The sequence below is a fragment of the Bacillus sp. FSL H8-0516 genome (assembly GCF_038635285.1).
Lineage (GTDB): Bacteria > Bacillota > Bacilli > Bacillales > Bacillaceae > Bacillus > Bacillus safensis.
On sequence record NZ_CP152051.1, the window covers coordinates 3,398,496 to 3,424,632 of the forward strand.

The following is a 26,137-nucleotide window of genomic DNA, read 5'->3' on the forward strand; positions in this document are numbered from 1 at the left end:
TCACCCTTCTTCGCTCTGATCGTATTTGGTTCGATACCAATTGATCGTTTTTTCGATACCTTCTTCAAATGACGTCTCCTGCGTCCAGCCGAGCTCGCCTTTTAGCTTACTGGCATCAATGGCATACCGTCTGTCATGTCCTTTTCGGTCTTGAATAAACGCAATTTGATCATGACTGATTCCGAGCTGCGATAGAATCGTTTTGGTTAAATCGAGATTTGTTTTCTCATTGCCGCCGCCAATATTGTATACCTGCCCGGCTGTGCCGTTTTCGAGCACCTTCTTCACAGCTCTCGCATGGTCCTCTACATACAGCCAATCGCGAATTTGCCGGCCGTCTCCATAAATCGGGATTTTCTCTCCATTGACTGCTTTTCTAATAATGGTCGGTATTAATTTTTCCTCATGCTGATACGGTCCGTAATTGTTGCTGCATCGTGTAATCATCGCGGGTAATTGGTGAGTGTGGATATAGGATTTCACAAGCAGGTCTGAACTCGCCTTGCTTGCTGAATAAGGATTATTCGGTGAAAGTGGTGTTTGTTCTGTGAAAGCAGGATCATCTGGCTCCAAATCTCCATATACTTCATCTGTTGAAATATGAATGAGCTTTTTCGCCTTTCCTTTTAAGACTGCTTCAAGCATACGATACGTTCCGAGGACATTTGTTTGAATAAAAGGCTCTGCCGATTCAATGCTGCGATCAACATGCGATTCTGCCGCAAAATGAATGATTGCATCATAGACTTCGTCAAATGCTTGATCCAGCTCATGCTGAAGGGTAATATCCCCCTGAATAAACCGAAAATGAGACAACTTTAATAATTCATCCATCTCGTCTGGATGACTGGCATATGTTAATTTATCAAAAACGGTGAGCCTGATATTTGTATCCTGAAGCAGCAGCTTCACAAAATTCAGTCCGATAAAACCCGCTCCACCTGTAATTAAATAAGACTTCGTCATTCGGATCCCTCTTTTTTCTTCATCGTTTCAAACATTTTCGCAGATGCTTCGTGGAGAGATTCATGTGTTCCTGCATCAATCCACCACCCTTTTAACATATCATAGGTCAGCTGGCTATTTGAGATATAGAGATTGTTCACGTCTGTAATCTCTAATTCGCCTCGATCTGACGGCAAGATTCTCTCAATATATTGAAAGACTTCTTGATCATAAAAATAGATGCCCGTGACGCAGTAAGATGAGCGCGGATACTCCGGCTTTTCTTCTATTGATAAAATCCGTTGGCGCGTGGCATCAATTTCTGCAATGCCAAACCGGTTTGGATCTGCCACTTCTTTCAACAAAACCTTGGCTCCTCTATCTTGCCGCTGAAAGGCTTCAACAAAAGGGTTTAGCGAATCCTCAAATACATTATCACCAAGCATCAGCACAAACTTCTCCCCTTTAACAAAGGGCTTTGCATAGGATAAGCCGTCTGATATCCCAGACGCTTCAGGCTGTACCTGATATACGATGTTCATCCCCAGTTCCTGATCGCTTTCAAGCAGCTTTTGAAACAGCGGGATTTGTTCTTCTTGTGATATGACCATCACATCTAAAATCCCTGCTTCCTTCAATTTGAACAATGACCAATAAATCATTGGATATGGACCAACCGGCAATAAATGTTTATTGAAAATCTTCGTTAAAGGCGCCAGTCGTGATCCCTTTCCTCCTGCTAAAATAACTCCCTTCACATCTACACATCCTTATGTTCTTTTTGGTGATGATTCATGAGGTGTATAAGAATGTTTTTCACTCGTTCAGTTCCTTTTCCATCGATGAGTGTCCGTCCATTGAGATGGATGCTCCTGCGGAGAAAATAGCTGCCGGACAGCCTTTCCACAGCACATCGTATATCTTTTTCATCCACAAGTTCACCTAATCCAAGATGACGGCAGGCTCCCTTTTGTGCAAAACGAGCGGCTGTCACTGCTTGGTGATCGACTTGTGAAAGGACAATACTGGGCACTCCGATACAAACTGCCTCGTATAACGTCATCCCGCCAGCCACTATTGCCAGATCAGCTTCCGAAAGGCGTGCAAGTAATTGATCTGTATGACGAATGAATTGAATATGCTCAGCCTCTATTTGTTCTTCAATGCGGGAGGCTTTTCCTGTAACCGCTAAAATGTGTAAGTGGTCTGCTTCGAGGAGTGCTGATACAGCCTTTGATAACAATCCGCGCGGGTCACTGCCCCCAAGGCTGATGACCACCTTTTTGCATTCTTTTCGAACCTCATATTTGTCTTTTAATCGACTTATCTCTTGATCTAACAATAAATAAGGTGTTCCATAAAAATATTCTGTCCCATCTACTTGCATGTGCTTTTCGTCAAGACCGCCATAAATGCCGTTCACGACAGCATCGGCAAGCTGACAGGCTTCTGCTCTTATTTCTTCAAATAAAACCAGCCTTGCAGAGCCGGAGGACGCTTTGATCAATCGGAGAAATTGGAGGTCACAATCAAGTACATCAATCAGCAGAAGATCTGGGTTCAGCTCTTTTATGTCCTGCTTCATCTGAAGGAATGCCTTCGACTCCTGCACCAAATGAACGTGCCAATCTGGACCTGAGAGCATCTCTAAACAGATCTGTTCATTTGTATAGAAAGATATGTCGTTTCCTTCTTGAAGCAGTTGATTTGCCAGCCGTTTCATTCTGAAGACATGCCCCATCCCTCTTAAAAACCCACCGTACACAACAATCATGATTTTCTTGTTCATTCAGCATCCTTCTGTTTCACAAATTGATTCAACCGAACAATATCAGGGTCTTGTTCGCAAATGGTGATGAGTTCAGCCGTAGGCACAGCAATGGAACCGCCAGCTTTCTCTAGTAAACGGGTCGCAAACACATAATCTTCTTCTGTATCAATCGTGAATCGATAAGCAGGATATGCAAGTTCTTTGGGCGGTGTGAATAATTGCAGGTGAAATTGCTCAGGATGCTTTCTGATATAGAGCGTGACATGCTCACGCTCTGGCTGCGTAAGGGGAAAATTGTCGATTTCACTTAAAATCTGTGCGTCGATCATTTCCCCGGAAATACCCAGTGGCGTTCCAGCCGTATACGTGTAATCAGCCTTCTCTTGTCTATGTTTTTCAAGCATTTTCGACAAAAGGACTGGATCTATAAATGGGTTATCTCCTGTTAAACGCACAATGGTTTGCGGTTCAAAATGACGGACAATCTGCGCAAATCGCTGCAGTACATCCGTCTCACTGCCACGAAATACTTTATAGCCCTTGGAGAGACAATAATGAGCCAGCAGATCATCTTCTGCCTCAACTGTTGTGGCGATCATGAGATTCTGCGTTTTGTGATTGTAATGATCTGATTGCTTTACTCGTTCAACAATCAGGTCGATCAGCGCCATACCGCCGATCGGTTTCATTACCTTTTTTGGCAGCCTTGTTGAGCCCATTCTCGCCTGTATGACAAAAAGGACATCATTGATCATTTGGCGTCTCCTTCATGAGTACATCTTTCCACGAAACCCCTGTATGGGCTGGGATATCTCTGACAGCCTTTGCGCCAAGTAAAACCGCCATATACCTTGGATGCAGACCTTGGCTTTTTTGTCCTGGACGTAACACGGCTAGATTTTCTGCGGTCAATGTCTCGCCTTTCGCAATGCCTTTTGTCGTAAAAATGCCTCGATACGCAAATTCACGAATCTTGCCTTCAATGGCTGTTGTCGTTTTATAAGAACTGCCAAGTAGCTCCTCTGGCACTGAATGAGTGTCAGCTTCTGTTTGATTCCGCTGCTTTTCTGCCGCTCGAATATGCTGAACCATTTCCTTCAATTCTTCAGGATCAAGCGCAAAGGAATGATCAGCCCCAGGTAACGTTTTATCGACTGTAAAATGCTTTTCAATGATTGCTGCCCCAAGCTTCACAGCAGCTACAGGCGCTTCAGTTGGATGCTCACTATGATCAGAAAAGCCAATGACTGCGTCGGGAAATGCCGCAGCTAAAGTTTGAAGCACGCGCAGATTCGTGTAAGCTCTAGGTGCTGGATACTTTGCTACGCAATGCATGATAGCAACCTGTTGATTTTGAGCGCTTGTAATCGCCTCATATGCTTCATGGACATCTGAAATGGTTGCCCCAGCTGTTGAGAAAATGATGGGCTTTTGAAAAGATGCCGTGTGACGCATAAGAGGCAGATGATTGATTTCATAGGATGCCAGCTTGAAAGCCGGCGGATCGGTTTGATTCAATAGATTCGCAGATTCTTCGTCACACACTGTGCTTAAAAATATCAGCCCTTTTTCCGCGCAACGTGACAATAACACCGGGAGCCATTCTGGCGGCAGCTCCATTTGTTCCACTAAAGAAAAAATAGACACCTCTTCCCCCTTGGCTGTTTCGTACAAACCCGGTTCCTTTTGATACATCCGATCAGCTTGAAACATTTGAAACTTCACCGCATCGGCACCTGCTTCTTTAGCCACATCAATTAAAGCAAGCGCCTGATCCAGCTTTCCATCATGGTTAATGCCTGCCTCTGCAATGATAAAGACAGGCGCACCATCCCCTACTTTGCGATCTCCGATATAGAAATGCGCCATCTTACCTCTCTCCTTTTTTCGGCCACACATGGTAATACAAGAAGGCATTTTTTGTTCTAAAGCCTAGCTTTTCGTACAGCTGAATTGCGGTTGTGTTATGCATCTGAGTTCCGGCAGACATAAACCGATGCCCTCTCTCATAAGAGGCTTTTATTATCGCCATCACGAGCTTTTTTCCGATCCCTTTTCCTTGTGCATCCGGTCTAATGGACAATAAATCAAGCACTAGTTCATCGCCCTTTGTTACCCCTTGAATCAAACCAATGACTTCATCGTTTACCTTTGCCGCGAGATTGATATCTGCACGTCCGAGTAAATTGTTTCTCATCCATTCCTGAAAGAAATGCTGGACGACATTCTGATCTAAAAAAGGATCAAGTGCGTACCGGCTTTTCACAAATGCCTGATGAGCAAGTGACACAGCCTCATCGTATTCCTTTTCATCTGGCAGACTGATAACCACATCTTCACCTGTTGATGGCATTTCCATTTGAACAGGCGGCGCCTCAAGACGAGTGAGACCTCCCACATAGTACACATGTGACAGTCTTTGAACGATGCGGTTTTTTACAAGATCAGACGCTTCAAGACGTAAAAAGAAAAAATCGCATTTTTCAGTTCTCATCCAATTGATGAAACGCTCCATCAATTCTTGAAAAGCAGACGCTGACTCCGCTTCTACAAACTTCACATGAAAAATATGCTGATCAAAAATGCCACTTTCCCATTTAGACCATTCATATAACAGGACTGCTTTGAGCTGGGCGCCATTAACAAGAGCAAACTGCTTGAAGCCGTTCATTTGTTCCGCTTGTTGACCGTATTTCTCCAGCCAAGTAGCAAGCACCTGATCATCTACAGAATGAACGACCTTCATGATGATGCCCTCTGTTCTTTTAAAATAGACAACACCGCTGTGATAACATCCTGCACATCTTCATCTGTCATACTTGGATAGAGCGGCAGTGAGAGCGTCTGCTTGTAGTATGCGAGTGACTCAGGGAAATCCTCTGGTGAATAGTGATATGTTTCCTGATAGTATGGATGCAAGTGAACAGGGATAAAGTGAACACTCGTGCCGATTTTATATTCCTTTTGCAGCTGATCAATCAGTTCATCCCGCGTGATGAATGCTTCTTTTGGATTCACTTGCAGTACATACAAATGCCATGCATGTCTTCCTTCTTGATGCACAGGCGGCAGGATCAGACCCGCTTCTTTTTGGAAAGCCTGATTGTATGCTTTTGCAATCTGTTCTCTCCGTGCCTGCATGTCATCCAGACGGTTTAGCTGAACAAGTCCTAACGATGCCTGCACGTCAAACATGTTCATTTTATAGCCTGGTTCCTCGACCTCGTAATACCACGTTCCTTTTTCTCCATAACGATTCCACGCTCCCTTGCTCATCCCATGGAGCGCTAGTCTTCTAATCCGAGCAGCAAGCGCATCATCATTTGTTGTCAGCATGCCGCCTTCACCAGTCGCTAGGTTTTTCGTTGCATAAAAGCTAAAAGCAGTCGCATCACCAATGGATCCAACGGGCTGACCGTGGTACGTTGTGTAAAGAGCGTGGGCAGCATCTTCAAGTACAAATAGATCATACTTTTTGGCAATCGCTAAAATTCGGTCCATATCGCACGATTGACCGGCAAAGTGAACAGGAACAATCGCTTTTGTATGTGGTGTAATGGCCGCTTCTATTTTCTCTGCATCTATGTTGAGGGTCGCTGGATCAATATCGACAAATACAGGCGCTGCCCCCGTATGGATAATCGTATTAGCTGTAGCGCAGAATGTCAGAGGGGTTGTAATCACCTCATCCCCAGCCCCAATCCCTCTTGCCTTTAAGGCTAAAAATAAAGCAGCCGTACATGAATTGACAGCGATCGCATGTTTTGCACCTGTCAGCTGCTGAAATTCTTCTTCAAACTGTCTTACTTTTGGTCCAGTTGACAGCCAGCCGGACTTTAATGTTCCAATGACTTCATCAATTTCCTCCTGCTCAATGAAAGGCAGAGCATAAGGAAGAAATTGTGCTCTCTTTTTTCCCATATCGCTTGCACACCCCTATCTTCATCTCTGAAAATCCACACCAGTTTTTGTTTTGAGCAGAGAAAGCAGAACATCGATAGATCGCGCATGCGGATAATGTTGTTTAATGAACTGTGCTCCTTGCTGCTTTGCCAGTTTCATCTCTTGTTCATCCGACAAAATACGAATGGCTTTCTCAGCTAGTTCAACAGGGTTTTCCATATGATAGCTGCCAAGCGACTCGTAATATGGGTATCTTCTGCCTTCTGTCATTTTCCCGATCAGCACACTCTTTTCAAAAAGCATCGCTTCAAGACCAACTGTGGATGTGAGCGTAATCACGATATCCACATATGGCAGCAGGTCATACAGATCAATTTCTTTTTTAATCAATTTCACATGATTTCCCGCTCGTTCAATAGACACATAGTCATTTAATCGATTTCGAGCAATTTCCCAAGGATGCGGCTTCATGATCAGCTGAATGTCTTTCCGTTTGGCGATCGTTTTAAGAACATCGCCATAAAAGGCTTCAGAAAATGGCTGCGTTGCCACAAGCACGGTCTTTTTAGCCGGACTGAAATTCAATTTACGAAAAATGAGATCCTGTTGAAGCGGCGTTCGCTCCTTCACCAAATCAAACCTCGGATGACCTGTGATTTCCACCTGTTCCGGCTGACAGCCTTTGTCTACATACCAATCCTTTTCATACTTTCCAAACACCCCATGGCAAGTCGTAAAAATCGGTAAAAAGGCTTCGTCTCCCATAAGCGCGCCGTGTTGAAGACAGATACTCGTTAGCTGGCGTTTCACTGTTTGCAAAGCGAGTACGCGGCTGTAGACATCCTCTGTCGTTCCAACAATAACAGCTGCAATCGGCTGCATTTGAAATAGCATTTCTATCTGGTCAATGACATCAATAAATTGCACAATGTCCTTCCGCAGTTTTTCTCTAAAAAAGACATTGCCAAAGACAGGGTGGTGAGCGTAAGGTTTAAGGAGAGCATTTGCTTTTTCAATATATTCAGCGTGGGCTTCTTTATTAACCTCTCCGGCTAATTCCGGCTTACTGATCACGGGTAAACCGAAATAATCCGCCTTCTTCCAGCGAGCGAGCACCACCGTTTGGTTTGGATGGAACCGCGTGTAATTTTGTTCCGTAAAACGCAGGTGTTCAAAGTGAAGCAATACCTTTCCATTCGCCGGACGATAAGCAATACGCTTGATCTGCTGTTTATGCTGATCAAAAAATGGCTGAATCTCTTCCGGTAATGGACAAGCGGTTGTCAGTTCTTGACCGAATGCCTCTTCTTCCATGCGTTCCCTCACTTCAGGACTGATATATTGATAAAAATTACTGATCAACCCAAGAGGAATTTGCTTGTAGGACAAATCCTTCATCAGATTCACATACTCAAAGTACACCTGCCAATAATGATGAATATAGTGCGACACTTCAGGTCACCTCCCATGTCTTTGTTTTAATATACTGCGAAGCTCCCAGCAGGTGGACTGCTCGGGAAGTGCTTGAATAAAGGCACTTTTCTCTTCTTCTGCCAGCTGATAATGAATGGACTGTTCTGTAATGTAATTTGTATCTAATATTTCATCAAAGGGATAGAACGGATAAAAATGATTTAAGCGGAAAAAGAAACGGGCATCCCCTATTCGATAAAAATGCGGACTCTCGTCCCAGTAAGACCCAAATTCCTCATGAATTTTTGATAAAATGGATGTACGATGCACGACCGAGCAATGATCTATGGCGCAGGGGGCATTCCATTGCACTGTTTGCGCCGGCCGAATCGTTTCCTTCACTGGCTCTTTTTTGCTATTTAAATAGATCACTTTAGAACTAGAATAGACAATATCTTTACCTGGATGGGCATCTAGATAATGAGTGAGCTTCTCTAAACGGTCCGGGGCGTAGACATTGTCATCTGTGGCATAGGAAATATACTCCCCTTTTGCCAGTTCTAATGCTTGATTAATCAGCACGGCGTAGCGAGTTTTCGCTGTTCTCTCTTCCAGCGTTTTGACACCGCTTTGGATAAAATGAACGCGCGGATCTTTGCGAAACGGTTCAATAGCAGCAAGGGTTTTTTCGTTTGATCCATCATCCATGATAAAAAGTTCAAAGTCTGACAGCGTCTGCTGCAGGACCGCTTCAATCGATCTGCCGACGTAAGCCGCCTTGTTGTAGCTCGTCATAATGACAGTTACTTTTGTCAAAGTTTTCACCTCGGTCTCTTTCAAACTATGTTTATCATATGTGTCTCCTCTTAAAGAGACTGTAGAGTGACCTATTTTTGATAAAATTGTATTTTTTTATTGATCTATCTTTGAAAAATGCGAACTTTTTGGTAATATAAGTAATCATTTGTGTGTATTAAAGGAGTAAAGAACATTGGAAGCTATGAAGAATGATCACTCCCAAGAAGAGGAAGTAAAAGGATTTTTTCGATTTTTTAAAATTTTCGTCGCGACAAAAACGATTATTCGCTCATATCAACATTCCAATATTCCCATTTGGCTGATGATGCTCCTTGCAAGTATCGCCGGTACGGGCTGGATCTACGAAGGGTATTTTAGCGAGTATATGGGCAATCATATTCCATTCCCTTTTATTCTGTTACAAGGAGCGGGATATGGTATTTTGGCAGGCAATATGATTCTATTTTTCGGTATCCTCATCATCAAGTGGTTAGGACGTCTCTTTTTCGGCTGTCAAACGGCGTATCGAGATATACTCAACGCCTGCACACTGACGGTCTTTTTCCCTTCTGCTTTATTTTCACTTACTTGGATTTTCACTGTTGGGATGCTAGGTCCGTATACGTTTGTTAAAATCTCACCATATTTAGATCAGCATTATGAAGTATGGTATTATCTCGATCTTTTACCTCTTACGGAAGCATATGCTAAGACGTGGATATTGGGAATGGCTGTTTTAGGCATTGTCGCTGTGATGAAGCTCAGATTATGGCAAGCCTTCATCATTGTGATTACACCGCTCGCCGCGTTTTTTCTCATCATGACACTTTTATTTGATATTCAGCACGCTATAAACTGGATCATGTAAACAGGACGAGTACCGATAGAATACGAGGGATTGTCTTCACGCTGAGGAATTGCATAGCAGTTCCTTTTTTTCGTTCAATGTACATATTCTCCCCTCCTGTCTCATAGTGTGAAAGAGAGAAAGAATGCTATGGAAACAACAGGTGCTTTAGCGCCTTCTGTTTAGAACACCATGAGGAAAGAGGAGGAACGTTATGAAATTGAAAAATCAATTTGGGCAAGGTTCGGGTTTCGAAGGTCAAGATTTTCGCCAGCAACAATTTGGAGCAAATCCGTATCCTGCGCAGCAGATGGGTTATTCAGTCCCTCCCCAAACGCAGGGTCAAATGCAGCAGGGGTTTTCACCAATGCCGTCTACCGGTACTTCACAAGGAGGCCAAGGAACGCAGGGCGGTGGTCAGCCCTATCAAATTCCTTCTGGACCGGTTTATCAGCAGAATGTCACCGGGCAGCTGCCTATTGAGCAGTCCTATATTGAAAATATTTTACGATTGAACCGCGGCAAGGTAGCTACGATTTATATGACGTTTGAGGCGAGTAAGGAATGGAATTCGAAGATTTTTAGAGGCGTCATAGAAGCTGCAGGGCGTGACCACATTATCATTAGTGATAATAAGACAGGAACACGATACTTACTATTAACAATCTATCTTGATTACATTACGTTTGATGGAGAAATTCAATATGATTATCCTTATTCGATGTCAACATATTCTCCGAGATAACGTCAAGCATGGCAAAAGCAAGGCTCAGGTGCCCTTGCTTTTTTCTTTTGTCTAGGTTTTTGTCACACCTCTAGGGCGCTGCTCATAAAATGCCTAGTAGTTTTTATCAAAAGCCTAGAGGTGACATCAATGACTGTTGAGCTGGATTATACATCACCAAATGTCAAATTTTCATACGATCTGAATCAAAGCCCCCTTGTGAAATTCGATCAGCATAACCTGATTAATGTGTTAGGAAAAAAACAATTAAACTCGTTGGATCAAGTGTCCCTGCTGGATATATATTTGAGTAAAAGCAAAGTCGTAGAGCCTCATTATCATCAAAATGCCGCAGAGCTTGTTTATTGTATAGCCGGTTCTGCTGCCGTATCGATGCTGAATCCATTTACAAAAAAACTGCACACCTACACCATCACACCTGGACAGGTGGCAAACGTGCCTCAAGGCTGGTGGCACTATGAAGTCGCTCTCCAAGACAGAACTCATTTGTTAGCTATTTTTAACGCATCTACACCTGAAGTGATCCTAGGCTCAGACCTTCTCACCCTCACCCCTTCTCACATCATGGCCCATACTTATTGCATGAACGAAACACAGTGGAAGCAGGCGATAAAGCCTGTGAAACCAAGTGTGTTTATCGGACCATTTTGCCACCGGGAGGAAGAGTCTCAAACGCATCCTGTCCCTCCATCTCACTACGTCCCATATTATCAAGCACCGCCCAACTATACCCCTTACTGGAGTTAAGAAAAAAACCGATGCCCCTATGAGAGCATCGGTTTATTGGCTTATAAATTTTTTGCTGCTGCAATGACAAGCATGATCCAAGAGGCGATAAATGCTACTCCCCCAATAGGAGTAATGGCACCTAGAATCTTCACCTGCGTCAATGCCAGCACATAAAGGCTTCCTGAGAAGAAAAGGATGCCTGCAAGCATCACCCAGCCAGCGGTTGGAACTAGGGAAACACCTGATAGCTTATCTGCAAGAAAGGCGACAATAAATAGTCCTATCGCATGGAACATCTGATATTGAACACCTTTATTCCATATTTCTATATATTTTTCAGGGATTTTCCCTTCTAGACCGTGCGCACCGAAGGCTCCAAGTCCAACAGCAAGCATGGCGTTAATGGCACCTAAAATGAAAAATAGTTTCATTCGTCATTCTCCTTATCTCGTCAATTATATTTATCATAGCGCGGGTGAAGGGCGACATTCAACTTTCCCTTTACGTTGACACGAGATTGTCGGATTTCTTTTTCTTTCGTAACAAGACTTGGTCGACCACGATCGCAATGAGTGTGCCTAGAACAAGACCGTTGCTTAATAATGAAATGAGCACAGGATGCATCCCTTTCAAGGCCCCCTGAGGCACAAACATCGCCCCTACGCCTGCTAAAACAGCAATACCAAGAACAAAGCGAATGCGCGGAATTTCTTCTTTCTCATACTGATCAAACTCCGACATCGCAATCCCAATCATAGAAGAGAAGACCACAAAGTTTACAGCAAGCCCCACAGGTGATGGCAATGCAGAGAAAAAGCTCATGAGCAGGGGAAACAAACTAATGAGAACAACAAGCAGACTTCCTATGAAAAAAGGCTTTCTCGAAGGAATTTTGGTTGTCTGGATAAATCCGGCTGCCCCCGAAATAGGTACAGGCGCAATCGCCCCGATCAGCCCGCTTAATAAATGACCAAATGCAGCGACAAAACCAGCAGGACGTGCTCTTTTCCGCTCACGCAGATCACCAAATGCCTTCACTGAGCTTTCCACAATTCGAATACTTGCCAGCATGTTCACAATGAGTAAAATCGTTATAAAAAAGGACGTGACAAGCAATCCACTGTCAAAGACCGGCATACCGAATGGAAACAGCTTCGGAAACTCGATGATTTGTTCTGGAATTCGAACCGGCTTCGCCAATCCGAGTAGAGCGAATAACAGCCATCCGCCTGCAAGTGCGAATAACACAGAAAACTGTCTTAAATAATGCCATTTTGAGCGGCTGATCATGAAGGTGAGGATAATAATCAAGATCGATAAGCAAAAGACAAGCCCGTCTACTTGATTTCCCCGATAACCGATGCCCATCAGCCCTTTCATAATTGGCTGACTTAGCTGCACAACAAGCAGCAGCAGGTAAATGCCTGTGACGACTGGCGTAAATAAAGACGCGAGCCAATTGATGATTTTAAATAGACTAAAAATAAAAAAGAAAACAGCACTAAAAATTAAAGCCCCTTGTAATGCTTGCAGGGTTTCAGGATACGTCGCAAAGATTGTACCTGTCATGCCGGCATAAAGGGTATACACACCCCACCAAAGCCCTGCTGGACTTTCATTAATCGGCAGCATATGGCCGCATAAACACTGCACCATTGCCACAAGACCAAGTGAAAAGAAAGTACTTTGAATTAGCTCCGCCGATTGCACTTGATTCAATTCAAATGCTTGTGCAATCGCAATTGGTACGGCAATAGAAGCTGCGATAAAAAATGCCATCCACTGAATGGCGCCCAAAAATAGTTTCAAACCGATCACCTTCCCTTTGTCGTGACAAGACCATTAAAAATCAAAAATAGAGTCGCCGTTCCCGTCCTTCTCTTTTTGACCCTCATCATTTTGCTGAAATTTCTTCGCGCCACTTGTGCCCATGAGTTTCTCCAGCATGGCTTGATCTGCAGACACAGATGGTGCTGATGGTGTATGTATCGATGAAGGTGGTGAAATGACCGGCGACTGCGGCATTTGCACCTGTGATGGTGCGTCGAGAATAACATCACATAGTGAAGAAATGGCCGCCACTTGACGTTTCACCTCTTCATCATTTCCACTTTGTTTTGCTTTTTGAACCGCTTCCTCCATTTTTTGAAGCAGGCTTGATATATGAATATTCAAGGGTAGACCCTCCAATCTAAAAAAATCTCTTTTCAACATTATTTTACCAAATGAACAAACCAAATGGGTTCATTTTTTCAAAGCAGTGCGCTCACGACTCTCTTATTTGACCCGTCATCTTCATTCACACATAATAAAAGAAACAACATCGTCTATGAAAGGATTGAATAATGGACAAGCTCACTGCTCTATTTCAGAAACAAAAAGTCTTTCAGAAGCCAGCGGTTCAAGAACGCATCCGCATTCTTCAAGACTTAAAAGCAGCAATCAAACAGCATGAAAAGGATATTTTACAGGCCTTAGCCCATGATTTACATAAATCCGAACAGGAAGCCTATACAACAGAGGTCGGGATGGTGTATGAAGAAATCAATCATACCCTCAAGCACCTTCACAAATGGGCGAAGCCAACTCGCGTGAAAACACCGCTGACTCATATCGGATCAAAAAGCATGATCATCAAGGAACCCTATGGAAGTGTGCTCATCATTGCTCCTTGGAACTATCCTTTCCAATTGGCCCTTTCTCCATTAGTCGGTGCGATTTCTGCGGGAAATGCCGTGATTTTAAAGCCGTCTGAGCTGACGCCGGCAGTCTCACAAGTGATCAGCACTATCATCAAACGTGTATTTCAAGAAGACCATGCGGCTGTCGTAGAGGGCGGTGTTGAAGTCAGTACAGAACTGCTGAAACTGCCCTTTGATTATATCTTCTTTACTGGAAGTGTGGCAGTTGGCAAAGTCGTCATGGAAGCCGCCGCAAAACATTTGACCCCTGTCACACTTGAGCTTGGCGGAAAAAGTCCCAGCATCGTCATGCCTGATGCCGACATCAAATTAGCAGCGAAGCGGATCACCTTTGGAAAATTCACCAATGCAGGGCAAACCTGCATTGCACCAGACTATTTGCTCGTTCATGAATCCATCAAAGAGGAACTTTTGCGAGAAATGACGGCCTGTATCCGTGACTTTTATGGTGAACATCCCGAAACGCATCCGCACTTTGGAAAAAATGTCAGCCAGCGTCATTTTGACAGGCTTACACAATTTCTCTCAAATGGAACGATCGTCACAGGTGGACAGCGCAATGAACAGGAGCTCAAAATCGCTCCGACCATTTTAGACCACATCACATGGGAAGATCCCGTCATGCAGGAGGAAATTTTCGGACCGATTCTGCCTGTCATGACCTTTGAATCTCTGCATGAGACAGTTCATATGATCAAAGCAAGGCCAAAGCCGCTTGCGCTTTACTTATTTACAACAAATAAAGAAACAGAAACCTATATTCTAGACAACCTCTCATTTGGCGGAGGATGTATCAATGACACGCTTATGCATGTCGCTACACCTTACCTGCCATTCGGAGGCGTCGGCGAAAGCGGCATGGGGCGATATCACGGGAAGGACAGCTTCTTTACTTTTACGCATGAAAAAAGTGTCCTGCGGCAAACCAATCGCTTCGATTTTTCCTTCCGTTATCCAAATGCGAAAAACGGACTCGACTTGGTTCGTAAATTTTTAAAATAAACAGGACGAAGGGTCTCTCCCCTCGTCCTATTTTCATTCAATATCCTTGATACACCAATGGATTTCTTCAATCCCCATTTGCTTTAAATACGCGTTTACCTTTGAAAACGGCCGGCTGCCAAAAAAGCCGTTTCTTGCAGAAAAAGGACTTGGATGAGGTGACTCAATGATAAAATGCTTGTTTTGATCAATGCGTTCTTTCTTGTTTTGAGCATGTCTTCCCCATAACACAAAAACGACGGGCTGTTCACGCTGATTCAGCACATCAATCACGCGGTCTGTCACACGTTCCCAGCCCTTGCCTTTATGAGAATTCGCCTCGCCCTTTCTCACAGTCAGCACAGTGTTTAAAAGCAGCACACCCTGCTCTGCCCAGCTGACAAGTGAGCCGTGGTTTGGAACAGGACAGCCAAGATCATCCTTTAGCTCCTGAAAAATATTTCTCAAAGATGGCGGATGTTTGACGCCCGGCTGAACAGAAAAGCTTAATCCATGTGCCTGCCCTGGGCCATGATAAGGGTCTTGTCCTAAAATCACCACTTTGACCTTTTCATATGACGTCAAATGAAGAGCACGATACACGTCATCTGGTTTTGGAAAAACGGTCTGCGTGCGATATTCTTCCTTCATCCATTCACGTAATTCCTGATAATACGGCTGTTCAAATTCACTTTTCATCACAGCCCACCAGCTATCATTTAAAAATGGCTTCATTGTGGTTTTCCTCCTTCTACTTGCTGCGCTAGTCTGGAGATCATCGGTTTTCCATCCCACACAATCTCACTCTCTGATTCTCTTTTTTTCATCGCTGGTTCTTCTAATAATATCGCAAAGTTCGCTGTCGGCAGGTCGCCCAGTTCATGCTTTTCACTTAAATCATCTAAGTAGTTTTTCCTTGTTTCACCAAGATCACTAGACTGATTTCCACCGCCGTCAAAAAACGCATAGATCACGCTCGCAGCTGGCACTCGTTTCACTCGGGCATGCTGTGATACACGCAAAAAGAAGTCCCAGTCCCAATAATGATGCATCGCTGGATCAAAATAGCCAATCTCATCGTGTATACAGCGTTTGTACATACTGCCCGAAGGAACATATGTAGAAAAGACACGCATATCCTCAATATCTGCTGAATAAGCAAACAAACGTCTCGACAGCGGAAAACGGGTCGCGCCTTTTTCTTCAAACGATACAATTTCTGCATCAGAAAAGACAAAATCGGCATCCTCCAGCGCCTTGCTCATGCGTTCGATATGACAGGGTGTGAAGTAATCATCGTCGTCACTCAGCATGATGACGTCGCCTGTCAGCTCCCGCACCCCCACATTTCTGGCATTTACATGCTGGACATTCTCATCTAAATGAATCAAGCGGATCGGAAGCTCAGGGTAAAGTTCCCGAATGATGTCGACTCGCTCTCCTGCATCATTGACGACAACAATTTCAAAAGGCTGTACGGTTTGTCTTGTAATGGATTCAAGCAGCTCACACAGTGCGCTGAGCCGGTTATGTGTCACAATTAATAAGGAAATCTTCATATGCAGCTTACTCCTTTAATAGATTCGTCTTTTTCCATTAAAACATAAATTGACTTTCTTCTCATGATATAAAAGGCGGTTTGATTTGATGGGAAAATGGGAATTTTTGATGAAAAGGAGTGATGATGATGGAATATATCACGGTGGAGAATAGTAAAGAAGCAAAACAGACCATTGACCACATTCATTCATCGGGATCATCAAAGGACGCTGTTTTTGTTTTTGCCTACGACCCAGAACGCTCTGATACCGTAACAGAGCATACAGACGCCAAAAGCATGACAGCGGTCGATCAAGGAATTTTGGATCAAGTCGCCAATGTCATTCGCACCCGGGATGATGAACTGATGGCCAAAATGATGTCAACTGGGGCCGATCAAGAGTTAGCCTTAACCCTTTTAGACGAGCTGAAAAAAGGGAAATTGGTGATTTGTAAAAGGTAAGAAAGAGAGGCGTTCCCCAAGAGAGGAACGCTTTTTTATGCCGTTTCATTGTGATAAATGGAAAAGCTGATTATAATAAGGGATAGAACAATAACTGTTACACATCACATTGGAGGTTCAGCAACTATGTCTATGAATAAAGCACTCACCATCGCAGGTTCGGATTCAAGCGGCGGTGCAGGTATCCAAGCAGATTTAAAAACGTTTCAAGAAAAAAACGTCTACGGGATGACAGCTTTAACCGTTGTCGTTGCAATGGACCCACATAATCATTGGGATCATCAGGTGTTTCCAATTGATACGGCGACAATTCGCGCGCAGCTCTCTACTATTGTAGAAGGCATTGGTGTAGATGCACTGAAAACGGGTATGCTTCCTACCGTCGACGTGATCGAGCTTGCAGCTGACACCATCAAAACATATGACCTTAAAAATGTCGTCATTGATCCTGTCATGGTTTGTAAGGGTGCAAACGAAGTCCTTTACCCAGAGCACGCGGAAGCACTGCGTGAAAAGCTCACGCCACTCGCAACCGTTATCACACCTAATCTTTTCGAAGCAGGTCAATTAAGCGGAATCGGCGAGATCAAAACGATCGAACAAATGGAAGAAGCAGCAAAACGCATTCACGAACTTGGTGCAAAGTATGTGGTTATCACTGGAGGCGGTAAGCTCAGCGAAGACAAAGCCATCGATTTACTTTATGATGGACAAACCTTCGAACGCCTTGAAACAGATAAAATCGACACAGAATACACACACGGCGCAGGCTGCACATTCTCAGCAGCAGTCACAGCTGAACTAGCGAATGGATCAGACGTGAAAGAAGCCATTTATGCAGCAAAAGAATTCATCACGGCTGCCATTAAAGGCTCTTTCCAGCTAAACGAATACATTGGACCGACAAAACATTCTGCTCATCGTTTTGACAAATAAAACAGAAAAAACCGATTCGCCTTGTTAGGAGGTGAATCGGTTTTTGTTTATCGAAAGCTTCGTCTCTGTGCAAACAGCCAATCTGTTAAGCCTGGCGTCTCATAAGCAGGCGTCCATGATGCATGGTCATATCCATACCTACTTGCATACTCCGTATAAAGCGGCTGGCCGCCAGCTTTTTGAATAGCTTGAATTGTATTTCTCGCATAGCTGATAGGGATAATGGAATCATCTTCTGCATGAAATGCCCATATTGGCTTGTTTGCTAAAATTCCTGCCTTGCTTGGATCTGCTCCCCCCGCAATAGGAATCATTGCTGCAAACAAACGAGGATATGTGATGTTCAACTGGTACGTGCCAAATCCACCTTGTGATAAACCCGTCGCATAAATTCTTTTCTGATCAATCTGATAAGAAGTTAACACATGCTGAAGGACATCATAAGCTTTGTGTAAATCTGGTGAAAATTGAAACACGTTCGTCAGATCGATTTCATTTTGCGAATTTCTTGTTAATGCAAAGCCTCCATCGACAGCATTTCGCGCCTGAGGTGCAAGTACGTACGAAGGATGTTTCTTTTGGACTTCAGGGGAAGCCCATAAAGCTGCACCATCATTCGCAAGTAACTGCTTTTGATTGTCTGTTCCCCTCTCCCCGCCTCCATGTAAGAATAGGACGAGAGGATAGGCTTTACCCCTTTTATGGTTTTTTGGAATATACAGCCGATAAGGCATTCCTTGGTATTCGAAAGATAAAAAAGATGATGCAATGTCTTCTCGTGTGACAAAGCGATAATTGTACGTAGACGTGGAAAGGCGGCGGTTTTTCTTGTAAACGCTTACTTTTAAAGTCGTATCAGTTTCGATATGAATGGGCTTTTTGTATAACTGACTTTGAGTTGTCGGCTGGCTGCCATCTGTTGTGTAATAAAGAGAAGCTTTTTGAACGTGAGAATGCAGAGCTAACTCTTGTGAACGATAATATTGACCAGATGGGACTGAAGCAATTGATGCAGCATACGACGTATGATTTCGGGCAGAAGAAACGGAAGGAAAAAGAAAACTCATAGAAAATAGGACAATCGTAAAGGTGATCAAGCATTTCTTGGTTGTATGGTTCATATCGTTCCTCCTGTATATGCTCAGATGAATTTTTATTTATTTTGTATCATGACAAAAGAAATGTCAACGCTTTCATTTAAATTTCTGAATGATCAGTCAGAATATAAAAAAGCGTACCCGCACGCAGGTACACTCTTTTATCCATACATGAATGCCTATTTTTGCTGATCGGACTCTTTCGCCATTTTTCGAATAAAGGCTTCAATGGATTCAACAAATAAAGCATATTCTTTCATTTGTTTATACGTATCTGACAGCTTCTCTTTTACTTCTTCCTGCTCCAAAGAAGGTTCACCGAGAATAGATTGAACTTGAATGAGCAATTCTTTATATTCTTCACGTTTATCTTCAACATGATCTGCCATTGTCTCCAAGCGTTTTCTAGTCGTCGGCTGCTGTTTTGAATTCAAGTAAACAACCCCTTTTTTGTCCTACCGCATTTGGATAAACGTCAGCCTCAGCTGTATATATTTTAAAATGATACCATATTTCCACCTGTTATCATATGCGTAAAACGTCATCAAACCGCTTTAGGCCAACCTTGTATATACACGTTATAGGCTTTAAGATACAGGCTGATCTCACTAGAAAAAAGCAGATCATTGATCTGCTCAGATTGTAGAGAAGTTATTTTTCAAGCCGGATTTCCCCTATTTCCTTCTGACTCTTTAAGATAGTTCTTTTTTGCTCAAATTTCATAGCTAATACTAAAATAAAAGCGATTATTAAAATCATACTTAAGAAAATCAAACCGGCCTGCATTTTTCCTGTAGCATCTTTTAGCCATCCAACTGCATAAGGGCCAACAAAACCTCCTAGACTTCCAATTGAATTAATGACTGCAATTCCAACAGCTACTGTGGCTGGACTCAATATCATAGTGGGTAATGACCAAAAAGGACCTTTAAAACAATACATGGCTGCCAATGAAATGGTGATGAAAATCATTGCAATAAATGGATTGGCCACCATTCCTACACTGAGTAACGTTAAACCAGCTACGAGTAACGGTAAAGCTGTGTGTATACGTCTTTCACCAGTGCGATCTGAGCGTCTTGACCAGTAATTCATGACGATTGAAGCAATAATGTAAGGGGTTGTAGCAATGAAGCCGATCTGGGTGTTTGATAAATAGCTAGATAATCCTTTAATAATTTGGGGCATCCAATAACCAACGCCCAGTGTACCTGCAGTATATACAAAGTAAATTAAGGCGAGGTACCACAGTTTAGGATCAGTCAAGGCCGTCTTATGACTAGAGGCTTGTCGGCCTTTCTTTTCTCTTAGCTCCTCGTCCTTTCTTAATTCTGACATCAACCAATTTTTTTCTTCAGCTGTTAACCACTTTGCTTGTTCTGGCCGATCTGTTAAATAGAAATATGTAACAAACCCTAAAATAACAGCAGGGGCGCCTTCGATAATAAACATCCAACGCCATCCAGGTACATTCATCCAATGAATATGATCAATAATTAAGGTAGAAACGGGAGCTCCAATAATATAAGAAACTGCGATTGCTGTCATAAACATCGCAATTGTACTTGCTCTTTCTTTAGCTCGGAACCAATAAGTAAGGTATAGAATAATGCCAGGAAATAGACCTGCTTCTGCTATTCCAAGAAGGAATCGAATAACATAAAGCTGGGTAGCATTCTGAGCAAACCCAGTTGCCATAGAAATAATTCCCCAAGTAAAGAGAATCCTAGTAATCCAAACTCTTGCCCCAAATTTTTGCATTAAAATATTACTTGGTACTTCAAAGAGAAAATAACCAATAAAAAAAATACCTGTCACAAGACCAAACATTTTACTTGTTAGTCCTAATGCTTCGTTCATTTCCAATGCAGCATATCCCACATTTGCCCTGTCTAGATAAGAAATTATATAGAGTAAAAATAGTAACGGGATAATTCTTCGGGTCACCTTTCGAATCGTCTTCTTTTCGAAATTCAATTGAGAATTTTCCATTCAAATTCCTCCTTTTAAAATAATAAAAAGAAATTTTGATAACGCTTACATTCATTTGAAAATAAAGAGATACTCTCACGGTTCTGTAAGATGTGTAAGAGTATCTCATTTACTCTTCTGTTGTTTCCTCAAGACAGCGAACAAAATGAAAACTTTCTTTCATCGTGTCAAAAACGTTTATTTTTAACTGAAATTGCTCTCAATGTCTGGTTTACCGTTAAATATTACATGTTTCGGTTGATAATTAATGTTACCTAACACCGTTTCTCCATCTACATCGGGAAAAGCAGTCTCAGTAGAAGTAGAATCTAGAACCACAAGGTGATTTGGAGTAAAAGTAACATCGTCAATTCCTAACAATTTAGGAGCTGTTACCAGAACTGCTCTAAAAGCTTCATCAAGAGACAGTCCACCTACAATCATTTTAGAAATGATGTAGCTCATGTTATAAACAGGGTATTTTCTCCATGACGCGCTTGTTAAATCTGTACTGATCGTATCTGGTTTAATTCCCTCAGCTAAGCATTTATGAAAAACATTCCAATTAAAGTGTTTTCTACCGTGACCGATATCTAATACTATTCCTCTTTCTACTGCAGCTAGAAATTCTTTTTTTACCTTCCCGGCAGTATTTAACACGTTTCCATCCCTTCCTTGAAATGGATGAGTGAGAATGTCCCCTTTATTAAAATATTGTGTTACCTCTTCAATATCTAGTTGAGTTCCAGTTAAATGAACCATCATTCGTAAATTGGTTCGATCGGCTGCTTCTCTTGCTAAGCGTAATAAAGACCGGTCAGTCGTTTTGTCCACCTGACCTAACCGAATCTTAATTCCTAATAAACAATCATAAGCTAAAGATGCAACTTCAACAATTCGATCCAACGAAATACTTTCTGGCTTGGTTGGGTTAGGATTGGGGTGATTGGTTAGCCCTTCTGGTAAAGCTGATAACCAAGAACGAACTGTTAACGGGCTGTTTTCCCAATAACGATTTGCTTCCTCCCATCCGTCATAGCCAAAAGTACCTGCGTCCCCAACTGTAGTTACTCCTGAGGAAAGATATTGTTTATCTGTTACACCAATCTCTGCTCCAGGTGCCCATACATGACAATGAAAATCTACTAGTCCCGGTACAATTACGCTAGATTCAGATAAATGAATATCCCTATCATCCTCATGAGTAACTGTAATGCTTGTAGACTTATTTGGAATGAACCCCTTTTCTGACCAAATAGAACCGCCTTTAAAATTCCATACTCCCATGCAAATACACCCCTTAACTTCATATTGATTTAATAGATTAATTTTTTTAATTGTTTGCATTAGCAACTTCTTTACATGCATTGATAACATCCAACCACTGGTGCTAAATCACTGACCAACATACACTCCTCTTCATTTTGGATAGTGGAAACAATCAACTAAGTAGAATTTTTAATCTGTTTACTGCCAGCCATACACCAATAAGATAGCGCTTTCAATAATGAAATGAATGACGCAACCCCTATCTACGACAACTTTCATTTTAGAGACAGAGCACCCCTCATCATAAAAAAATTTATATGATTTATCCTATGTAATAAAAATTACTTTATTTTATATAAAAGTAATATTCATTACCAATAATTTAAATGTATGTTATCACTCATAATTAATAAAGTAAACCTTTTTTATAAAGAACAGCATGATAAAGTAAAACGAACAGTGAAGCAAATGGGAAAAATCGTTTTAACTGATAGTTATCAAGAAAATATAATGGAATTAATGGCGAGGGGATGCAGATGTCATGGTTGCCATTGGTCCAAAAGCAAAAAAACCAATGAAAATAAAAATTCCACTTATGAGCAGTGGAATAAGATGCAAGACTTTCTTTGGCTGAAGCAGCTAATAATGTCAAAACATCGATTAATCTTGAGGAAGGCGGGGTTAGTTTTCAAAACTGATCGATCAGAAGCAGAACTATTTAAACGGGCTGATATGATTGAAGTTAAAAATTTGGACAAGGTACTTTAGCCGGAACGGGCGGGGTATTTAACAAAAAAAACGAGGATGCGGTATTGGGGTACCCAATATCCCGCACCTCGATTATCTGATAGAGAAATGTAATTCTACATCGGCACCTTCTCTATCAATCGTGCAGACGGTGCTGAAGCGCCCTTTTTTATATGCCTTGCTGTTTCTGTTACTTTCAATTTCACGTCATACTGATCATCACTTGTAGGATAAGGATCAACGATTTGCTTCTCTTTGTAAATGCCATGTCTTCAGTTTCAGCTTTGTTTCATTTCTGCCACTGATGGAGATCGATTTATTTCCCGGGGAAGGAAAGTAACGTGCAGTAAAAACTTCTCGGCCTCCGTTTACAAAAATCTCAATTGACGATGAGTCGATAAAGATATGAAGGTCGTGTAATTCCTCTATAAGTGCTTCACGAACTTCCTTTGATCGATCTTCAAATCGATCCCGCTCTAATGTCAGCTTCCCTTCCTCTTTATCATAGATGATGCGTGCAGCTGCACGGATACAGCATTCAAACCCTTTTTGTGTGTCAATTTGATCAATGAATACCTCTGCGCTCGTAATATCCTCTACAGGGATGGAATGAACAGAACGTTTAATATGAAAAACATGCTCTTGTTCATTGGTCCGCATGGATTGAAGTTCACTTACTGGTTTTTGAATCAGATGTCCGTCCTCATCTAAACGGAGTTCTCTAGGGATCGTGAGGCAGTGTATCCATTGATAAGAAATCGTCGGATGATGCTCTTCTCCTTGATCAGGCACCCCCATCCACCCGATTAAAAGTCGTCTGCCTGATTCGTCTAGAAAGGTTTGCTGCGCATAGAAGTCAAAGCCACGGTCCAGTTCCTCAAACGCTCCGTGTGTATATTGATACGAGTGATCATCCAATGTGCCAACAAAATAGCCTGATTGATGTGTATTGTGATATTTTAAGCCATCTGGCTCTAGTCCTTGCGGTGACACGATCAATACATCCCGGCCGTCTAATTCAAACAGATCTGGACATTCCCACATATAGCCGAAATTGTCTAAACCATTCTTTCCGCTGCCTGCAATCGTGCCTTGAAACGTCCAATTATCTAACGTATCAGAGGTAAATAAGACAAGGTGTCCTTTCAGGTCTAAGCTTTGTGCACCAAGAACCATGTACCACCGGCCATTTCGCTTCCATACCTTCGGATCTCGAAAATGGGCTGTGAACCCTTCAGGGAGCGTTGCCACGACACCTTTTTTCTCAAAGTGAATACCATCTTCCGAAACAGCTAAACATTGATACGTCTCACGGTTCCCTTGTTCATCCCGAACGTTTCCAGTGTACATCACATGCATCTGCCCATCGTCTATAAATGCACTGCCAGAATAACAGCCGTTTTGATCAAACCAATCACTTGGGGCAAGAGCGGCTTCTTCGTGCTGCCAATTGACTAGATCTGTCGATGTATAATGCCCCCAGAATTTTGCACCATGCCCCGTTTTGAATGGCTGCCACTGATAAAAGACGTGGTAAATTCCTTTCCACTGAATCAGCCCATTCGGATCATTTAAAAGACCGACTGGCGGCATCAAATGAAAATGCTGCCGGTACACATCCTTTTTGACCAAATGCTCATAGTTTCGAATACGGTCTGCTATCTTTTGACGAAGTGCTGCGTCAGTTGTTGTCATGACTGTGACCACTCCTTGATTATTTTTCGACTTCTTTTACTTTAAAAATGATAGTGAGAATAAATGAGACAGCAACAGCGATTAACATACCAATCACATAATTGACCACATTCTGAAGACCGAATGGTGCTGCAATCGCAATCATCGGTATGCCTGTTAAACCATAGGCATTGGCGGCTACCTTCGTGAAAACGACAAATGCCCCGCCCAATGCGCCTCCGATCATCGCCGCAATAAATGGTTGACGATAGCGGAGGTTTACACCAAATATGACAGGCTCAGTAATTCCTAAAAAAGCAGAGAAGGCAGCAGGAAGGGCAATTTCTTTTGTTTTTGCACGCTTGGCTAAGAAAAAGACAGCCAATCCTGCTCCGCCTTGCGCGACATTGGACATTGCCCAGATCGGCAGCAAATAGTTACGCCCAATATCATTCAGCAATCCTGCCTCAATCGCATGGAAGCTATGATGAACCCCTGTGAGCACAATTAAAGAGTAAGCACCGCCGAAAATGAGTCCTGCTAAGAATCCTGCATGGTCATAAATAAATGTCAGTGCACTCGAAATTCCTGTACCAAGCATTCTTCCAAGCGGTCCAACTGCAATAAACGTCACAAATCCAGTGACAATCACGGTCACAAATGGGGTCACAAGTAAATCAATACTGTTCGGAACCACTTTTCTTAAATTCTTCTCAACAAGGCACATGATATATACGGTCAATAACACTGGAATGACCGTCCCTTGGTAACCAAGAAGAGCAATATCAACATTGAATAAATGCATATACTCTGGTTTTGCTTCCGTCAATCCCCACGGATTAAGCAGATTCGGGTGAATCATAATTCCCCCAATGACAGCCCCTAAATACGGATTTCCGCCAAACTCTTTCGCTGCACTGACCCCAATTAAAATCGGTAAAATGATAAAGGCTGCACTTGAGAACATATCAAGCATTTGGAAGATCGCTGAGCTTGGATCAGCCCATTTGAAGGCTTTCATCATGCCTAAGAGACCCATTAACAAACCGCTTGCCACAATTGCTGGAATGATCGGTACAAAAATATTTGATAACGTCTTTGCAAAACGCGCAAGTGGATTCATTTTTTGTTTCACTGCTTCATCATGGCTGACAGGCTTTTGATTCTCGTCGCCTGTCTCAAGACCAGTCTCACGAGCAAATGGTTCATACACTTTGTTGACAGATCCCGTTCCAAAAATGACTTGAAATTGCCCTGAACTTGAGAAAGCCCCTTTCACACCTTCAAGTTCTTCAATGGCCTCTTTGTCAATCAAATCCTCATTTTTCATCACCAATCTGAGTCTTGTTGCACAATGCGTTGCACTGATGACATTTTCCTTGCCGCCTAACAGTTTAGTTAATTCTTTGGCTGTTTTTTGATAATCCATGATGTCTCCTCCTTTTTTAAAGCAAAAAAGACCTAAAATTCACCAACGAGTAAAGGACATACACGTCCCCTCGTTACGCAAATTTTAGGTCTTGCCTGCCTGACAGTCACAATCCCGCGATATCAATTTTTGATGACGCTTTCATCATAGTATAAGACTGTGACATGCGTCAACCTCT

26 protein-coding genes are annotated in these 26,137 nt (G+C 42.6%); 6 read left to right on the plus strand and 20 right to left on the minus strand.

Going from position 1 to position 26,137, the window contains the following annotated elements; genetic code table 11:
• From rfbB to MHB67_RS17345, 9 genes are read right to left on the minus strand one after another with little or no spacing between them, the layout of a single operon-like run.
• On the minus strand, positions 1-966 hold the full coding sequence (gene rfbB, locus MHB67_RS17305) for a dTDP-glucose 4,6-dehydratase (RefSeq protein WP_024426396.1): 966 nt from the start codon (positions 964-966) through the stop codon (positions 1-3).
• Complete coding sequence (locus MHB67_RS17310) at positions 963-1,703, minus strand: sugar phosphate nucleotidyltransferase (protein WP_125585818.1); 741 nt, start codon at positions 1,701-1,703, stop codon at positions 963-965. The genes rfbB and MHB67_RS17310 overlap by 4 nt, the downstream gene beginning before the upstream one ends.
• A 2-nt stretch (positions 1,704-1,705) precedes the next feature.
• On the minus strand, positions 1,706-2,734 hold the full coding sequence (locus MHB67_RS17315) for a glycosyltransferase (RefSeq protein ID WP_342492670.1): 1,029 nt from the start codon (positions 2,732-2,734) through the stop codon (positions 1,706-1,708).
• On the minus strand, positions 2,731-3,471 hold the full coding sequence (locus tag MHB67_RS17320; RefSeq protein WP_029707507.1) for a glycosyltransferase family protein: 741 nt from the start codon (positions 3,469-3,471) through the stop codon (positions 2,731-2,733). The genes MHB67_RS17315 and MHB67_RS17320 overlap by 4 nt, the downstream gene beginning before the upstream one ends.
• Positions 3,461-4,585: an N-acetylneuraminate synthase family protein gene (locus MHB67_RS17325; RefSeq protein ID WP_151862801.1), complete on the minus strand. Its 1,125-nt coding sequence runs from the start codon at positions 4,583-4,585 to the stop codon at positions 3,461-3,463. The genes MHB67_RS17320 and MHB67_RS17325 overlap by 11 nt, the downstream gene beginning before the upstream one ends.
• A 1-nt stretch (position 4,586) precedes the next feature.
• Positions 4,587-5,462, minus strand: coding sequence for a GNAT family N-acetyltransferase (locus tag MHB67_RS17330; protein ID WP_151862800.1), 876 nt, complete (start codon positions 5,460-5,462; stop codon positions 4,587-4,589).
• A complete protein-coding gene (locus MHB67_RS17335) occupies positions 5,459-6,637 on the minus strand; it encodes a DegT/DnrJ/EryC1/StrS family aminotransferase (RefSeq protein WP_151862799.1) in 1,179 nt (392 codons plus the stop codon). The genes MHB67_RS17330 and MHB67_RS17335 overlap by 4 nt, the downstream gene beginning before the upstream one ends.
• A 21-nt stretch (positions 6,638-6,658) precedes the next feature.
• A complete protein-coding gene (locus MHB67_RS17340) occupies positions 6,659-8,071 on the minus strand; it encodes a CDP-glycerol glycerophosphotransferase family protein (RefSeq protein ID WP_342492671.1) in 1,413 nt (470 codons plus the stop codon).
• Positions 8,072-8,077: 6 nt separating this feature from the next.
• Complete coding sequence (locus tag MHB67_RS17345) at positions 8,078-8,848, minus strand: glycosyltransferase family 2 protein (protein ID WP_024423812.1); 771 nt, start codon at positions 8,846-8,848, stop codon at positions 8,078-8,080.
• A 184-nt stretch (positions 8,849-9,032) separates the two neighbouring features.
• On the opposite strand from MHB67_RS17345, the gene MHB67_RS17350 reads away from it, so the two are divergent.
• From MHB67_RS17350 to MHB67_RS17360, 3 genes are all read left to right on the plus strand, one after another.
• Positions 9,033-9,698 carry a YIP1 family protein gene (locus MHB67_RS17350; protein WP_235356854.1) on the plus strand — a complete coding sequence of 222 codons (666 nt, stop codon included), beginning with the start codon at positions 9,033-9,035 and terminating at the stop codon, positions 9,696-9,698.
• A 193-nt stretch (positions 9,699-9,891) separates the two neighbouring features.
• Positions 9,892-10,422 (plus strand): spore coat protein GerQ, encoded by a 531-nt coding sequence (gene gerQ / locus MHB67_RS17355; RefSeq protein WP_044331032.1) that lies wholly within the window; start codon positions 9,892-9,894, stop codon positions 10,420-10,422.
• Positions 10,423-10,551: 129 nt separating this feature from the next.
• The gene (locus tag MHB67_RS17360; protein ID WP_024423814.1) at positions 10,552-11,169 is read left to right on the plus strand and encodes a cupin domain-containing protein; all 618 of its coding nucleotides are present in this window, start codon (positions 10,552-10,554) and stop codon (positions 11,167-11,169) included.
• Positions 11,170-11,210: 41 nt separating this feature from the next.
• On the opposite strand, the gene MHB67_RS17365 is transcribed toward MHB67_RS17360, so the two are convergent.
• The 3 genes from MHB67_RS17365 to MHB67_RS17375 all read right to left on the minus strand — a co-directional run bounded on the left by MHB67_RS17365 (position 11,211) and on the right by MHB67_RS17375 (position 13,326).
• A complete protein-coding gene (locus MHB67_RS17365) occupies positions 11,211-11,582 on the minus strand; it encodes a DUF423 domain-containing protein (protein WP_003215282.1) in 372 nt (123 codons plus the stop codon).
• A gap of 70 nt (positions 11,583-11,652) precedes the next feature.
• Positions 11,653-12,960, minus strand: a complete 1,308-nt coding sequence (locus MHB67_RS17370) for a purine/pyrimidine permease (RefSeq protein WP_024423815.1) — start codon at positions 12,958-12,960, stop codon at positions 11,653-11,655.
• Positions 12,961-12,993: 33 nt separating this feature from the next.
• Positions 12,994-13,326: a YwdI family protein gene (locus MHB67_RS17375; RefSeq protein ID WP_024423816.1), complete on the minus strand. Its 333-nt coding sequence runs from the start codon at positions 13,324-13,326 to the stop codon at positions 12,994-12,996.
• Between the two features lie 170 nt (positions 13,327-13,496).
• Here MHB67_RS17375 and MHB67_RS17380 point away from each other — a divergent pair, with 170 nt between their 5' ends.
• Complete coding sequence (locus MHB67_RS17380; RefSeq protein ID WP_342492672.1) at positions 13,497-14,855, plus strand: aldehyde dehydrogenase; 1,359 nt, start codon at positions 13,497-13,499, stop codon at positions 14,853-14,855.
• 33 nt (positions 14,856-14,888) lie between these two features.
• Here the strand turns inward: MHB67_RS17380 and MHB67_RS17385 are convergent, their stop codons facing one another.
• Both MHB67_RS17385 and MHB67_RS17390 read right to left on the minus strand, forming a co-directional pair.
• The gene (locus tag MHB67_RS17385) at positions 14,889-15,569 is read right to left on the minus strand and encodes a uracil-DNA glycosylase (protein WP_024423818.1); all 681 of its coding nucleotides are present in this window, start codon (positions 15,567-15,569) and stop codon (positions 14,889-14,891) included.
• Positions 15,566-16,393, minus strand: a complete 828-nt coding sequence (locus MHB67_RS17390) for a glycosyltransferase family 2 protein (protein WP_257802352.1) — start codon at positions 16,391-16,393, stop codon at positions 15,566-15,568. The genes MHB67_RS17385 and MHB67_RS17390 overlap by 4 nt, the downstream gene beginning before the upstream one ends.
• 128 nt (positions 16,394-16,521) lie before the next feature.
• Here MHB67_RS17390 and MHB67_RS17395 point away from each other — a divergent pair, with 128 nt between their 5' ends.
• Both MHB67_RS17395 and MHB67_RS17400 read left to right on the plus strand, forming a co-directional pair.
• Positions 16,522-16,836, plus strand: coding sequence for a general stress protein (locus MHB67_RS17395; protein WP_024423820.1), 315 nt, complete (start codon positions 16,522-16,524; stop codon positions 16,834-16,836).
• Positions 16,837-16,962: 126 nt separating this feature from the next.
• Positions 16,963-17,772 carry a bifunctional hydroxymethylpyrimidine kinase/phosphomethylpyrimidine kinase gene (locus tag MHB67_RS17400; protein WP_024426411.1) on the plus strand — a complete coding sequence of 270 codons (810 nt, stop codon included), beginning with the start codon at positions 16,963-16,965 and terminating at the stop codon, positions 17,770-17,772.
• Between the two features lie 47 nt (positions 17,773-17,819).
• On the opposite strand, the gene MHB67_RS17405 is transcribed toward MHB67_RS17400, so the two are convergent.
• The 6 genes from MHB67_RS17405 to MHB67_RS17430 form a co-directional block, all read right to left on the minus strand.
• The gene (locus MHB67_RS17405) at positions 17,820-18,893 is read right to left on the minus strand and encodes a chitobiase/beta-hexosaminidase C-terminal domain-containing protein (protein ID WP_341082562.1); all 1,074 of its coding nucleotides are present in this window, start codon (positions 18,891-18,893) and stop codon (positions 17,820-17,822) included.
• A 155-nt stretch (positions 18,894-19,048) separates the two neighbouring features.
• Positions 19,049-19,303 (minus strand): hypothetical protein, encoded by a 255-nt coding sequence (locus MHB67_RS17410; protein ID WP_024423823.1) that lies wholly within the window; start codon positions 19,301-19,303, stop codon positions 19,049-19,051.
• A 217-nt stretch (positions 19,304-19,520) separates the two neighbouring features.
• Positions 19,521-20,861 (minus strand): MFS transporter, encoded by a 1,341-nt coding sequence (locus MHB67_RS17415; RefSeq protein ID WP_342492673.1) that lies wholly within the window; start codon positions 20,859-20,861, stop codon positions 19,521-19,523.
• A gap of 183 nt (positions 20,862-21,044) precedes the next feature.
• Positions 21,045-22,187: an amidohydrolase family protein gene (locus tag MHB67_RS17420; RefSeq protein ID WP_257802349.1), complete on the minus strand. Its 1,143-nt coding sequence runs from the start codon at positions 22,185-22,187 to the stop codon at positions 21,045-21,047.
• A gap of 906 nt (positions 22,188-23,093) precedes the next feature.
• Positions 23,094-24,551 carry a sucrose-6-phosphate hydrolase gene (locus MHB67_RS17425; protein WP_133744424.1) on the minus strand — a complete coding sequence of 486 codons (1,458 nt, stop codon included), beginning with the start codon at positions 24,549-24,551 and terminating at the stop codon, positions 23,094-23,096.
• A gap of 19 nt (positions 24,552-24,570) precedes the next feature.
• Positions 24,571-25,959, minus strand: coding sequence for a sucrose-specific PTS transporter subunit IIBC (locus MHB67_RS17430; protein ID WP_024423827.1), 1,389 nt, complete (start codon positions 25,957-25,959; stop codon positions 24,571-24,573).
• Between the last annotated feature and the right edge of the window lie 178 nt (positions 25,960-26,137).